The sequence below is a fragment of the Acinetobacter sp. XS-4 genome, from assembly GCF_023920705.1.
GTDB lineage: Bacteria > Pseudomonadota > Gammaproteobacteria > Pseudomonadales > Moraxellaceae > Acinetobacter.
In genome coordinates, this window is record NZ_CP094657.1 from 1874877 (window position 1) to 1889620 (window position 14744).

Here is a 14744-nt window from a genome sequence, read left to right on the forward strand (position 1 = left end):
GAATGTCGTATGAATATCATCAATATAGTGATTTCAAGCTAAGTACTTATGCTTGATTTAGTGTTTATCAATTCTTTGCTTTGATCTTCTCCTATTGAGTTATTCATTTTTTGACTTTTATATTTCAGTTATGCACGGTTGACACATCGAAAACCTATGTGACTGCTAGAAGTGTCAACAGCTTCAGGATGTCTGGCTGCTGGTCTGTATCGTCGACAATAATTAGGAGCACATAGGTGAGAACCTCCTTTAAGTACGCGCCGAGGAATAGAGATCTCAGGCATTGAGGGATCATAACTTTGATTTTTCGCACCGCCACGTGGATTGTGTCGTATACAGCAAGGTGAAACCGATTTAAATTGGTGGGTTGGCGACCAAAAATCTGCTGTCCACTCCCATACATTTCCAATCATGTCATATAGTCCATAATCATTTGGGGGAAATGTTTTTACAGGAGACGTTCGTGAATAACCATCTTCCATTGTATTTTCATATGGGAAGTTTCCTTGCCATGTATTCGCCATATGTTTGCCCAGAGGTGTGAGTTCGTCACCCCACGCGAATTCATAACCTTCAAGTGTTCCTCTAGCCGCATATTCCCATTCAGCTTCAGACGGTAGAGATTTTCCACACCATGAGGCATAAGCCAAAGCGTCACAGTAAGCAATATGAACAACTGGATGATCATCTAAACCATGAATAGTTGATCCAGGACCTTGTGGATTACGCCATGTTGTTCCAAATTCAAATTTCCACCAAGACCAGTCTATTAAGTCAGTTGGATTTAAAGGAGGCACAAATAATAAAGAACCAGGTTGTAACATATGAGCATGAGCACCCGGATAATCATTTGGATTGGGAGGGAGTTCGGCAAAAGTGACATAACCCGTTGCTTCAACAAACTGTTTAAATTGCAAGTTTGTAACAGGTGTTTTATCAATCCAAAAAGGAGAAACACTAACCTGATGTGCTGGGGCTTCTTCTGGGTAATGAGTGTTTGAACCCATTAGGAAAGTACCACCATTGAGGTAAACCATATCATTCATATCAATATCTATTAATAGCTCGTTGTTGATCTGTCATACTCATTATTTAAATGGCACAGGAGTCTTATATCTTTTCATGGTTTCTAAGTGCCTCATTACAGCTTCTTTTAAAACTGGAATTTGAGGTTGCTTTAGAGGAGCCATTGCGTGCTCTTCCTTTGGATCAATAAGTAAGTTGAAAATCTTACCTCCGTATAGCAACGGTTGAGCTGTACCTTGAAAAGGACTGGCTTGTGGCCACGTATCAGGTATGTTAAAGCTTTGTTCTTTAACTAATAATTTATATTCGGCAATGCGAACACCCATGAAATTATCATTTGCCCAATAATATTGGACTCGACGGCGTGACTTCCCATCGTCAGCAATGAGGAATGATGACTGATCAATAGTGTCCATATAGCGATCACTTGGCATACTATTCGTTGCACCAGCTAGACCTAAGGCGGTTGCGTAAATATCTGTCAGATCAAATAACCCTTCTGATACACGTCCAGGTTTTATTACTCCAGGCCAGAAGGCAATGCCAGGAACACGAACACCTCCTTCAAAACTAGTCGCTTTTGCACCACGAAATGGAGTGACTCCGGTATCTGGGAAGGCTTCTGTAAATGGGCCATTATCACTAGCTAAAATGATCAGCGTATTTTCAGATTGTCCTGACTTTTCTAAGGCTTTTCGAATCTGTCCTATTCGATAGTCAATTTCCACTAAAGCATCTTTATAAGGATATTTAGCAAGTGATTTACCTACAAAATCGGGATGTGGATAATTATCATTGTGACAGCAACGTGCGCCCATATAGAGGAAAAATGGTTTATTACTGTTTTTTGAATCATTAATAAAGCTAATGGCTTTATCTGTTAGTTTTTCATCCACTAGGCGGATTGAATCATTATCGATAGGAAAAACAGCTTTAGCTTCTTGTCCTTTAGAGGCTTCAACAATAGCCATTATTTCACCGTCGGCAGCCCATTTTTTTCGGGCAGGATCCAGCATCAATTCTGGATTACGCCAAGGTTCTCGCCACGCCGTATAATCGTCAGATGAGGTAAGAATGCCATAATAATGATCGAAGCCCACATTTTGAGGTTGAGCTTCTTTAGTTGAACCTAAATGCCATTTACCAATTGCTTGCGTTACATAACCAGCATCTTTGAGTTTTTGGGGAAGGGTTGTGTTGGGGTTAATACCTCTTTCATGAGCACCTTCGCCAGGTAGCATTGGACGTAATAGTCCTGTTCTAATGGGTAATTGTCCAGTTAAAATTGACGCTCTAGTTGGTGTACAGGATGGTTGTGAATAGGCATTCATTAACTGTAGACCATCTTTAGCCATACGATCCATGTTTGGTGTAGCAGCACCGGTAGAAACCCCTCCACCGTATACTCCAAGATCGCCCCAACCAACGTCATCTAATAAAATAACGATAATATTAGGAGTGTGGCCAAAACGTTGTTTAAGTATATTTAATCGTTGTTGGGCGGATGACTCTTGTTTAGCACGAGTAATGGATGGTTCTTGATTTGGGTGTTCGGCTTTAGTTTGAGCTAAAAATGTATCATCCGTCATTGCTGTAGTTTGAGCATTAATATTTTGTGCCAATGCCGATAGGGCGAATGCGGAAATTAGAGCTGTACTCATGCGTAATTTTGTGGTCAAGGGCATGATATGTTCCTGATAATTAGGTGATATCTCTAACTTTTAGCTACTGCAATGTTGAGCTTAATCATTAGACAATTAGTATTAGAAGAGCGTTGCATTAAAATAGGTGAGCTAAATTAATTTACAAATCAATCTCTTAGATAACAAAAATCCCTGACCGATAATTTTTCTTCTTGAAATGATTTTTTAAGAAGTAAATAACTTTAAAAAAAATAGATGACAATCCAAAATTGAACATAATTTATTCCTTTAATTAATCTATTCGAAATTCCCCAAATGTGAAAACTTAAGCCGGATTTGGAAAATCTTTAACGTAAACTATATTTTTTATAAGTAACTTTCAATTGATAGAAATTTATAAAAAACACATATCTATTTGATATTAATTATTATTTTAAAAAAATAGACCTAAAGCAGAAATGAAATGGCATAAATTAGAAATAGATGCTTAGTAAGCGAATACTGTTCCTAAGAAGGCTATCGGGAGTAGCTGTAATAGAGTTTAAAAAATAAATGGAAAAAGCTAACTCTGTATGTAAGTTATTGTTTAGTGTATGATAAATTTAGGATTAGAAGAGTAGTAATTTATATTTTACTGAGATAGTTTGTGGTTTAGAATTTCAAAATATTTCTCAAAGTTTCTTACTAAAATTTATTTATATTAATAGGTTTTATTGGTGTAAAAGTGAAGGAAAAATTTAATAGAAATGGGAAAGTTCGAGTTGGATTAATTAATCATATACTAGATAATTGTGATTTTTTTAACATTACCCGCGAAGAGTTAATAGATAAAATTAATTTAAATGAAAATCTATTGATAGATCCCAATTCTTTTGTTTCATTTGAGTATTTAGAGAAAATAATACTTTTTTTATTTTCTAATTCAGATGATCCATTAAGTATATTAAAATTCATTGAAAAAAATAACTCTGTAGCAAATGGGGTATTAGGTTATTTAATCGAAATTAGCTCATCCTTAGAGGAAGCCATAGAAACCTTTGAGAAGTATTGGGAGCTAAATGGTAGAATTGGTAAGGTTTTTTTGATTGAGAAAGATAATTATATTTTTTTAGAATGGGTGTGCCTATTAGGCAGCCCTAAATTTATACAATATGCAACAGAATATAAAATTGCTTGGTGGGCTAGTATTGTTCAACTGGTAAAAAGTACTGAACAAAATGTTTTACATTCAATACATTTTAAACATGATATTTTAAAAACTGAAGATGTTACCTTCTATATAAATTTTTTTAAATGCCCTGTTTATTTTAACCAATCTGAATCAGCAATTATTTTATCAAAAAATGCATTAAAATTACCTTTAAAAACAGCAAACCGTAGGTTGTATGAAAATGTTGAAAATTATGCAAAATTAATTATTAAAGAATCGGTAGGTAGTAGTGATTTAACTAATAGTGTGCGTTCTATTTTATATGAGCAGTTGCATATAAGTGGAAATTTTTCACGTGAATATGTCGCAGAGAAATTAGGAATAAGTGTACGTACATTAAGTAGAAAATTACTTGAAGAAAATAGTAAATATAGTGATATTTTAGATGAAGTTAGATTTGATCTCGCAAAAAGTTATTTGGAAAATAATAGTTTTAAAATATCTCTAATTTCGAAATCTTTGGGGTTTTACACCAGTAATGCTTTTATTACTTGGTTTAAATCTCGGACTGGTAAATCACCAAAGAAATATAGGGATGATTTTATTTAATCACATTTTTTTCTAAAATTCTCATTCTGAAAAAAGTTCAAAACACACTCTTCTTAACCATTGGTTGCTTGGTGTTTGATGAACCCGTGCATGCCAATGTTGCTTTACGCTATAAGTCGGAAAACTATAAGGAGGTTCTAAAACTTTTAAACCACCTCTGACTAAAAGCACCTGACTTAAATAATGAGGAATGGTCGCAATCGCGTCTGTGTCTTGAACAACCAAGCCAACCCCTAAATAGCTTGGTAAACGAACCAGAATATTTCGGTTTACTCCCAGTTTTTGTAACTCATGCTCCAGCACGTAGTGTCCACCAGTTGCAAAAATATCGACATGCAGTTCTTGGCGAAATTCTTGGTCTGAAAGCGTTGTGCCTGTAAGCCTCGGGTGTTCTTTACTGGCAATACAAATATAACGTTGTTGGAAAAGCGTTTGCTGGTAAAAACCTGCTTCAAGCTGAGGCAAAAAACCAATGGCTAAATCAATATCACCATTTGACATCATCACTGGCGTATTGGCATCAATCGGGACAATCTCTAGGCGAATATTGGGGGCATGTGCACGTAAATAATTGATCAGTTTAGGTAATAAAACCAGATGGCTAATATCAGTCATGCTGATTTTAAATTGATAATTTGAAGTCTGTGGATCAAATTCAATATTGTAGTTTTGAACCAGTTTTAGTCGGTTCAGAATTTCTACAACTAGCGGATATATTTGTTTAGATAACTCAGTAGGTTGCATTTTATTTTCAATACGGACAAAAAGTGGGTCCTGAAAATGCTCACGTAATTTATTTAACGCAATACTTAAAGTCGGTTGTCCAATTTCAAGCTGTTCGGCAGCTTTAGACACACTGCTATGTTTATAAATTTCAAAGAAAATTTGTAAAAGCCGAGTATCAAGATCAAACACTTTAATTTCCTTATATTGATTTTATCAATACAGACTATTGTTTTTTGTGCATGGATTCAACAATTTTCGATTGTTACATTGATGATCAAGGAAGAATAGGCCGTAAAAGTACAAAACCTTATTGTACTCATTGGCCTTAAATAGAGGATCTGAAATGGAACAGTTAGCAACGTTAGATGACCTGCCGAAACGTTATCTTGGTCAACTTGAAGAATCAAATTTAGTCCCTTTATGGCCAAGTTTACGCAATGTATTACCTCCGCATAAACCGATGCCGCAGACCGTAGCAACCGCTTGGTATTTTCAGAATATTAAACCTTTATTGCTCGAAGCAGGTGAGTTAACACCAATTGAAAAAGCTGAACGCCGTGTATTGGTTTTAGCAAATCCCGGACATGGTCTGGAAAATATGAAAGCTAGTTCGGTCATGTATCTTGGTATGCAGCTTTTACTGCCAAAAGAGTGGGCTCCATCACATCGACATACCCCGAATGCAGTGCGCCTGATTGTTGAAGGTGAAGGTGCTTATACGACTGTTGAAGGTCAAAAATGCATGATGGAGCATGGGGATTTAATCCTTACACCATCTGGACTTTGGCATGAACATGGACATGATGGCGATGAGCCTGTTATCTGGTTAGATGTGCTGGATTTACCTTTGGTTTATTACATGGAAGCTTCTTATGTGCAACCAGGTGAAATCCAAAAAGTGACCAGTGCCGGAAATGCTCATCATTATGGAACGGGCATTGTACCAACTGCACATTTTACCCGTGAAAATGCCTCGTATCCGATCATGCGCTACTCTTGGAAAGAAACCAAAAAAGTTTTGCATGCGCTTGCAGATGATAAAAACCATCAAGGACCAATTCAGGTGACTTACATCAACCCTGAAACTGGTGATGACTGCCAAAATATTATTGGTTACTCAGCTTTAATGCTCAGACCAAATGAAACTTTACAGCTCCAACCGCGCTCTACTGCCCAAATTTTTCATGTGATTGACGGTCAGCTCCAAGTCAAAATTGATCAGAAAGATTTCAATTTAAATAAAGCTGATACGGCCTGTGCGCCATGTTTTTCTCATATTGATTTAATCAATACATCAGATCAACCATGTTATTTGTTTATTGCAGATGAAGCACCCTTACAACGGAAGCTGGGTTTGTACTCTGTGCGTGAGCGCCAGTAAATAGAATATTTTATAAGGATATAAATCATGTCAAATACTCAACAACCGATATTAATTGCTGGTGGCGGCATTGGCGGGTTTGCAGCTGCACTCGCTTTGGCAAAACAAGGCTTTAAGGTACAGGTTTTTGAACAAGCCCCTGAAATTGGTGAGATCGGTGCTGGAATTCAACTAGGGCCGAATGCATTTCATGCCTTTGATGCGCTAGGAATTGGTGAGATTGCTCGCAGTAAAGCAGTCTATACCGACTATATGGTCATGCATGATGCAATTGATGAATATCAGGTCGGCAAAATTCCAACCGATGAAAAGTTCCGTGAACGTTTCGGTAACCCATATGCGGTGATTCACCGTGCTGATATTCACGGTTCATTAGTGGAAGGTGCAAAACAATACGGTAACTTGGAAATTATCACTAATTGTCATATTCAAAAAGTTGACCAAGATGATGCTGGCGTAACGATTACCGATCAAAACGGAAAGCAATATCATGGTCAGGCACTTATCGGTGCAGACGGTGTTAAATCCGTTGTGCGTGACACCTATGTGGGTGACCCAGCATTGGTTACAGGTCATGTGGTTTACCGTGCTGTTGTACCTGAAAGCGAGTTTCCTGAAGACTTGAAATGGAATGCAGCCAGTATTTGGGTAGGACCAAATTGCCACCTTGTGCATTATCCACTACGTGGTGGAAAAGAATATAACGTTGTGGTGACGTTCCATAGCCGTGAACAAGAACAGTGGGGCGTAACCGATGGCTCTAAAGAAGAAGTGCTGTCTTATTTTCAAGGAATTTGCCCGAAAGCCCGTCAATTGATCGAGTTACCTAAAAGCTGGCGCCGCTGGGCAACCGCAGACCGTGAACCGATTGAAACATGGACTTTTGGCCGTGTGACATTACTTGGTGATGCAGCACATCCAACCACGCAATATATGGCGCAAGGCGCATGTATGGCGATGGAAGACGCCGTAACTTTAGGTGAAGCGTTACGTGTTACCGACCATGACATTTTAAAAGCTTTTGATATTTATCAAAAAGCACGTGTGGCACGGACAGCACGCATTGTTTTGTCTTCACGTGAAATGGGCAAAATTTACCATGCCAAAGGAGTGCAACGCTTGGTTCGCAACGACTTGTGGCGTGGACGTCCTACTGAACGTTTTTATGATGCAATGGAGTGGTTATATGGCTGGAATGTCAATAACTGCCTTGATGCAGTGAAAAACTATCAAGGGAATGTGGCATGAAACTTTATAGTTTTTTCCGTAGCGGTACATCGCATCGAACTCGCATTGTGTTGAACCTAAAGGGTTTGGCTTATGATGCGGCTTATATCTCGCTCGCTAAAAATGAACACCATCAAGCTGCTTTTAAGGCTTTAAATCCGCAAGGATTTGTACCCGTACTTGAAACTGAATCGGGAAACTTGTTGCAAAGTCTAGCCATTATCGAATGGCTAGAAGAACAATATCCCGAACCCGCTTTATTGCCTACAGATACATTGGGTCGTGAAAAAGTTCGTGCCATTGCTGCTTTAGTTGGATGTGACATTCATCCCTTAAATAACAAGCGTGTTCTTGAATATTTACGCCAGAACTTAGGGCTGGATGATGCACAAATCAATGCATGGTGTGCCAAGTGGATTCAGGATGGATTTGCTGCTTTAGAACATATTTTGGAACAAGACCAGAGTCGCGAAAAGTTCTGCTATGGCAAGAAACCGACCATTGCAGATGCCTATTTAGTTCCACAAGTCGTTTCTGCCGAGCGTTTTAAAGTCGATTTATCGGCTTATCCAAACATTAATGAAATTTACCAACATTGCATGACCTTAGAAGCATTTCAAAAAGCAGCACCTGAACAGCAGGCTGATGCATTTTGAGTCGTGATTAACTTAATAGAAGGAATTCATATATGTCATTTATTTTTGAACCAATGACCACTGCGGGTCTATTTATTCACGGCTCAGAGCATAAATTTCCAGTACGCCGTGTGTATTGTGTCGGCCGTAACTATGCTGCTCATGCACGTGAAATGGGTTTTGACCCAGACCGTGAACCACCATTTTTCTTTTGTAAGCCAAATGACCTTGAGTCGGTTGTTCCAGTAAATACAGATGCGGTTGATATTCCATATCCATCTGAAACTTCAAATTTTCATTATGAAATCGAATTAGTCGTTGCAATTGGTAAAGATGCCAAAAATGTATCGGTTGAGGATGCAGTGAATTATATCTATGGCTATGCCGTCGGCTTAGATATGACACGCCGTGATTTACAGATGGCAATGCGTGAAAAAGGCCGCCCATGGGAAATCGGTAAGGCTTTTGATTTTTCTGCGCCAGTTGGCCCAATTCATCCGATTACTCAAACGGGTGAAATCAATAATGCCGATATTCATTTAACTGTAAATGGTAAAACCGAACAGCACAGTGATGTCAGTCACCTGATTTGGTCTGTGGCTGAAACGATTGCCAATTTGTCTACGCTATTTGAACTAAAAGCAGGTGATTTGATTTTTACAGGAACTCCAGAAGGCGTGGGTGCGGTAGTGAAAGGTGATGTTATGCGTGCAGACATTACTGGACTGACTGGAATTACTGTGAATGTGAAATAAATCAAATTGATCTGATTTATTGAAATAGGTGCTCAACCTAAATAAAAAATACAGTTGGGCACCTTTGCTAAGGATTGCATATACGCCAATGTATTGGCGAAAGGAGCTCTCATGTCTCAAAATTCTATAGACGTACAAAGTTTCATTGATGAAATACCGCTATCGTCTTTGCAAAAATTAATTATGTGGTTGTGTTTTTTGATTGTTGCGATTGATGGTTTTGATACCGCAGCAGTTGGGTTTATTGCACCTGCTTTAAGAGCAGAATGGGGGTTGCAAGCAACCGATTTGGCTCCTTTATTTGGTGCTGGATTGTTTGGACTGATGGCCGGTGCACTCATTTTTGGGCCATTATCCGATAAATTAGGCCGCAAACCGATTTTGATTGGTTCTGTCATTATGTTTGGAATTGCCAGTGTTTTTGCCTCTTTTTCAGCAGATTTACAAACCCTGATTATTTGGAGATTTCTCACTGGATTGGGCTTAGGTGGGGCTTTACCCAATGCAATTACCTTAACCTCTGAATATGCGCCTACATCTCGTCGCTCTAATCTTGTAACCATGATGTTCTGTGGTTTTACTGTGGGTTCTGCTCTTGGTGGCATTCTTTCAGCTCAGCTACTTCCTCATATTGGCTGGCACGGTATTTTACTCATTGGGGGAGTGTTGCCTTTAGCGACCGTACCTTTCTTATATTTTTTATTACCTGAATCTATTCGATTTTTAGTGCTTAAAAAGAAGAGCACCGAAAAAATTGAAAAGATTATTCACCGTATCGCACCGCATTTAAATAGTGCTCCTACGTTGGTTCCAACAGTCAATGAAGTCGAAAAATCAAGTTTGAAAGATTTGTTTAATAAAGGCTTTGCTTTGGGAACTTTTTTGATTTGGTTTACCTTTTTTATGAGCCTTCTCATTATTTATATGATTTCAAGTTGGATGCCTACTTTACTGACCAATGAGGGCTTTAATTTATCCAATGCGTCATGGCTGACCTCAATTTTCCAAATAGGGGGAACGATTGGTGCCATTGTCTTAGGCCTGCTAATGGATAAGATGGATGCAACCAAAATTTTAAGTACGGCTTATGTTTTTGGTGGTTTTTTCCTGATTTGTTTAGGATTTGGAATTGAACAGGCAAATACGGCTTTATTGATGTTTGCCATGTTTGGGGTAGGTGCAGGAATTAGTGGTTCGCAAGTAGGAGCAAACGCTTTTGCATCTAGTTTTTATCCAACACATTGCCGTGCAACAGGGGTAAGTTGGGCCAATGCAGTAGGGCGCTCAGGGTCGATTGTGGGATCAATTATGGGCGGTTGGTTAATGTCATTAAATCTCTCCAGTTTTGAAATTTTAAGCATTTTAGCGATACCTGCATTTTGTGCCGCAGTTTCGTTGTTACTCATTAAACGTTTAAAGAAAAATCAGTCTCAAGTTTTAGTCGCTTCAAATTGAGATAAGGCTATCGCAACGAACAAATATATGTCTGTGCCAAAGGATGGCGCAGACAATAATTAAAGGATGATTTGTTTCATGAAATATTTAAAAAACGAATATTTAAAGTTTTCTACTCTTTTATTTATCTGTAGTGGTCATTCATTATTGTGGGCAGCAGATACGGCTCAACAAAGTGAAGATGAATGGAAATTCACTTTAAAAAATGCCTATATCAATCGTAATTTTGATAATGATGCACTCAAAGATACGGGCAGTTGGTCTCAGGCAGCATCTTTATTTTATAAATCGAAAATGCATGACACTCCACTAGTTATAGCAGACAAACCGATTACGATTGGGGCTGATGCTTCTGTTCAATACGCCGTGCGCTTAAGTTCAGACAAACATGTTGCAGATACGGTTTTGCCTTTTAATAAGGAAACTCAGTCACAAGCATCGGACTTCTTAAAATACGGCGCCACTTTAAAATTAGGCTATGACAAAACACTTTTAAGTGTCGGTGAACTCTGGCTCGATTTACCCGTAACGGCTGTTGATGCCAGCCGACAATTACTTGCCTCTTATTGGGGAACCAACTTAAAGTCACAACTTTCAGATCAGCTTTATGTCGAAATTGGCCGGGTTGAAAAAGTGTCGCCACGAAATGAAGAAGACTTTAAAAAGTTTTCCTTTACGGCAAATGGGGTTACTAAAGAATCTGATGGCTTAAATTACATAGATCTGCGCTATCAATTTACACCGTCACTCAAGGGCGAATACTACTTTGGTAATTTGGAAGACCTCTACAACAAACACTATGTTGGACTTGAGCATAATTGGAAACAACCTAACTTTGCTCTTACGTCTAAGTTTAAATACTTCAATGCAAAAGATGACGGCAATACTTTTGATATTGATGCGCAAAATATTGGCGTGTTAGAAACACTTAAAGTAAAGAACCATACCTTTGGTTTGGGATACCAACAGATTATGGGTGAGTCGGCTTATCCATTACCAGATGGTTTCTTACCAGAGACCTATTTCATTAACTGGAACGCCACTGGCTTCTTTAAAGAAGATGAAAAGTCTTACCATGTGATGTATGGCTATGACTTTAAAGACTATGTACCGGGTTTAAATGCGATGGTGAAATATGTTTACGGCCATGACTTTAAAGCAGCCAATGGTGAGAAAAACCATGAAACCGAGTCGAATGTGATTTTAAACTATGCGTTTCAGCAGCCGTTCTTAAAAGGCGTGGCCCTGCAATACATTCGTATTGATTACAACGTAAAACATGGTAATGACTTTGGTGAAGATCGCTTGTTTGTAAACTACACCAAAAAGTTTTAAAGACGTTTTTAAAGTTCATCATTAAAAAAGAGACCGTAAATGGTCTCTTTTTCTTTCATATTTTGAAATCTAGACTATCTATTTATTCGTATCAATAGAGACTAAAACAGATAAACCAGGACGTAATAATTTAACGTCTTTTTGATTTTCAACAAGCTTGATTCGTAAAGGTAGACGCTGAACAATTTTGGTAAAGTTACCAGTTGCATTGGTCGCAGAGATCGGAGAGAAAAATGCACCAGTAGATGGGGAGAAACTATCTACCACGCCTTTTAACTCAACGTTATAAGCATCTACATAGACATTAACAGGTTGTCCGATCTTAATTTGTTTTAACTCAATTTCACGGAAGTTTGCTTCTACATAGACTTGGTCTAAAGGCACAACCACCATGAGTGGATTACCAGCGCTCACAAAGTTACCTACGTTAGCTGACTTTTGCCCAATCATGCCATCAATAGGTGCACGAACCTCTGTATAGCTCAAATTCAGTTTTGCTTTATCAAGTGCCGCTTGTGCTTGTTTAAGAGCCGCTTGTTTGGCTTGTACCTGAATCTTATATTGGTTGAGCTGATACTGTGCATCAATTACTTTTTCTTTATTGCTGTCTAAGTCGGCATATTGTTCAGTCAATGTAGTCTTAGATTGCTGTGTAATTAATCTAGACTCCGCTCCAAGTGCCTGTAGTTGCTCATAACGCGCCGTATTGTCTTTTGTGAGTTTGATTCCAGCTTCTACTTTTCTCAGCTGTGCTTCAGTTTCTCGAATAACGGTCGGTTGTCTATCAACTGCGAGCATCGCTTCACTCACGTCAGCTTGTGCTTTTGCATAATTCGATTCAGCCTCAGCCAAAGCAGCTTGATAATCGCGCGCATCAATCCTTGCTAAAAGTTGGCCTTTTTTTACGGTCTGATGATCTTTAATATAAATTTCTTCAATATTGCCAGACACTTTAGGGGCAATGGTTGAGTACTCTACATCCACACGTGCATCGTCTGTTTCTATAATTGACGATGGTAAAAATATAAGTTTTAAAACCCATAAAATAGATGCTAAGACAATAATGAACGCAATAACCATAACCCAATGCTTTTTGAGATATTGCACCTTTGTTAACTTAGGTGGTTCGGTGTGGGTGGTATCTTGGGCTTCGAGAGTGCTCATAAAGATTTTCCTGAGTTATGACTATTCATTAACTTAATGAGAGCAATACGTGGCGGATAAGTTCGAACTGGCAAAATCAACATCACAATGAACAAAATAGTGGTAAGGCCAGCTAAGATGAGATATTGATCGCTAATAACTAAAACAGATTGTTGCGCTTGAATCGCAGAATTTAGGGCAGATAAACCACCTGAAACACGATCTGCACCATTTGCAGTGAGCACAGGGGGAGTAAGCGGATTAATGACAGAGCCTTGAATATTTTGGAAAACATGTTGGGCTGTATTTTCAATTAACCGTGTTGAATGGTATTCACCGCGCACTCGATTGATCCAATCTAAAATACAAACACCCAGTACACCGCTAATAGCACGCGGAGTGTTAATCATCGGTGATGCATAAATTGCCATGGTTGGGTGAACGCTGTTTGTTCCCATCATTAAGAGCGAGAGCACGACACAGGTTTGTCCCAAACATGAGATCGCATGCCAAAAATAAAACTGATCTTGATTCCATGTGGTATCAAGTTGACTTGCACCTAGGCAACCAGCAATGACCAGAAGTAAACCAAACCCGTGTACATATCGGCTATCCACCCAAGCTTGATTTAAAAGCTTCACAACAATAGGAATATAGATAAATTGTAATGCCGCAATTTGTAAGCCAATCCACATGGTCTGAGTCGGTTTATAGCCATGCACAGCACTAAGATAATTCAGTGGTAATGTGCTGGTCGACATACCAATAATGACAAAGCAAAAGAGTGCGAAAACGGCATAAGCAAAATTTCGGATCTCGAGCATTTGCGGTTTAATTAATGGTGACGGATAACGCCATTCATGTATGAAAAATAAAGGTAAGCTAATGGCACTAATTAAAGCCAGTACACAAATTAATTGAGAATGGAACCAATCTAAATGATTACCATGCAACAACATGGTGCTCAGGCTCGCTAAGCTAATAATCGCTAAAATGGCACCCATCCAATCGTAAGTTTTTATTCTTGAATAATTCAATGGATCTTGGGGAATACCAAAATAAACCAGCGCAGCGCTTAGCGCACAAAAAGGAATAGTTTGGAAAAATATCATTTTCCAGCCAATCACATCTAAATAAAAAGCAGAGAGTGCGGCACTTAAGTTCGGAAAGAATGTTGCAGTTAATGCGTAGCAGGCGAGACCCCATAACCGAATATCAGGCCCTAAAAATCTAAGCGCACAGGCCATGAGCAAAGGAATGGTTAAACCGTTGGCGAGTCCTTGTAAGCCACGCAATAAATAAAAGATTTCGATATTTGGACTAAAAGGAATTAAAACGCTAGAAAAGAGGCAAAGTCCTATGGCAAAAAGCAGAACTCTGCGCATAGAAAAAATAACTGCCCAACTGGTAGACAGAATCATGCCAATAATCATGGCACTCGCGTAAATACTGTTGACCCAATAACCAGAGTCGACACTAATACCCATCGCGCCACGAATGTCGACTAAGGTAATGCTCGTGATTCGGTTATTAAATTCAACAGTCATTGCAGCAAATATTGCACCTGCTAAACCGATGAGTGGCTTTGTATTCATTTTTTACCTTAAGTCTTAAACATCCATTCATTGCATGGAGCAGATATTTACTGTACTGTACCGA

General features: G+C 38.7%; 12 protein-coding genes. 7 read left to right on the top strand and 5 right to left on the bottom strand.

Going from position 1 to position 14744, the window contains the following annotated elements:
- Positions 1–128 precede the first annotated feature (128 nt).
- Together MMY79_RS08780 and MMY79_RS08785 are read right to left on the bottom strand one after the other, a co-directional pair.
- Positions 129–1046, bottom strand: coding sequence for a formylglycine-generating enzyme family protein (locus tag MMY79_RS08780; RefSeq protein ID WP_252613064.1), 918 nt, complete (start codon positions 1044–1046; stop codon positions 129–131).
- Positions 1047–1088: 42 nt separating this feature from the next.
- Positions 1089–2711, bottom strand: coding sequence for an arylsulfatase (locus MMY79_RS08785; RefSeq protein WP_252613065.1), 1623 nt, complete (start codon positions 2709–2711; stop codon positions 1089–1091).
- A gap of 682 nt (positions 2712–3393) precedes the next feature.
- On the opposite strand from MMY79_RS08785, the gene MMY79_RS08790 reads away from it, so the two are divergent.
- Positions 3394–4428 (top strand): AraC family transcriptional regulator, encoded by a 1035-nt coding sequence (locus MMY79_RS08790; protein ID WP_252613067.1) that lies wholly within the window; start codon positions 3394–3396, stop codon positions 4426–4428.
- A 21-nt stretch (positions 4429–4449) separates the two neighbouring features.
- On the opposite strand, the gene MMY79_RS08795 is transcribed toward MMY79_RS08790, so the two are convergent.
- Positions 4450–5343, bottom strand: a complete 894-nt coding sequence (locus MMY79_RS08795; protein WP_252613069.1) for a LysR family transcriptional regulator — start codon at positions 5341–5343, stop codon at positions 4450–4452.
- A 154-nt stretch (positions 5344–5497) separates the two neighbouring features.
- On the opposite strand from MMY79_RS08795, the gene MMY79_RS08800 reads away from it, so the two are divergent.
- The 6 genes from MMY79_RS08800 (at position 5498) to MMY79_RS08825 (ending at position 11942) form a co-directional block, all read left to right on the top strand.
- Positions 5498–6535 (top strand): cupin domain-containing protein, encoded by a 1038-nt coding sequence (locus MMY79_RS08800; protein WP_252613072.1) that lies wholly within the window; start codon positions 5498–5500, stop codon positions 6533–6535.
- Positions 6536–6562: 27 nt separating this feature from the next.
- Positions 6563–7783 (top strand): 3-hydroxybenzoate 6-monooxygenase, encoded by a 1221-nt coding sequence (locus MMY79_RS08805; RefSeq protein WP_238515125.1) that lies wholly within the window; start codon positions 6563–6565, stop codon positions 7781–7783.
- Positions 7780–8418, top strand: a complete 639-nt coding sequence (gene maiA, locus MMY79_RS08810; RefSeq protein ID WP_252613075.1) for a maleylacetoacetate isomerase — start codon at positions 7780–7782, stop codon at positions 8416–8418. The genes MMY79_RS08805 and maiA overlap by 4 nt, the downstream gene beginning before the upstream one ends.
- 32 nt (positions 8419–8450) lie before the next feature.
- Positions 8451–9152 (top strand): fumarylacetoacetate hydrolase family protein, encoded by a 702-nt coding sequence (locus MMY79_RS08815; protein WP_167563540.1) that lies wholly within the window; start codon positions 8451–8453, stop codon positions 9150–9152.
- A gap of 111 nt (positions 9153–9263) precedes the next feature.
- A complete protein-coding gene (locus tag MMY79_RS08820; RefSeq protein WP_252613077.1) occupies positions 9264–10607 on the top strand; it encodes an aromatic acid/H+ symport family MFS transporter in 1344 nt (447 codons plus the stop codon).
- Between the two features lie 78 nt (positions 10608–10685).
- Positions 10686–11942 (top strand): OprD family outer membrane porin, encoded by a 1257-nt coding sequence (locus MMY79_RS08825; protein WP_252613080.1) that lies wholly within the window; start codon positions 10686–10688, stop codon positions 11940–11942.
- A gap of 78 nt (positions 11943–12020) precedes the next feature.
- On the opposite strand, the gene MMY79_RS08830 is transcribed toward MMY79_RS08825, so the two are convergent.
- On the bottom strand, positions 12021–13106 hold the full coding sequence (locus MMY79_RS08830; RefSeq protein ID WP_252613083.1) for an HlyD family secretion protein: 1086 nt from the start codon (positions 13104–13106) through the stop codon (positions 12021–12023).
- Positions 13103–14680: an MFS transporter gene (locus MMY79_RS08835; RefSeq protein ID WP_252613086.1), complete on the bottom strand. Its 1578-nt coding sequence runs from the start codon at positions 14678–14680 to the stop codon at positions 13103–13105. The genes MMY79_RS08830 and MMY79_RS08835 overlap by 4 nt, the downstream gene beginning before the upstream one ends.
- Positions 14681–14744 lie beyond the last annotated feature (64 nt).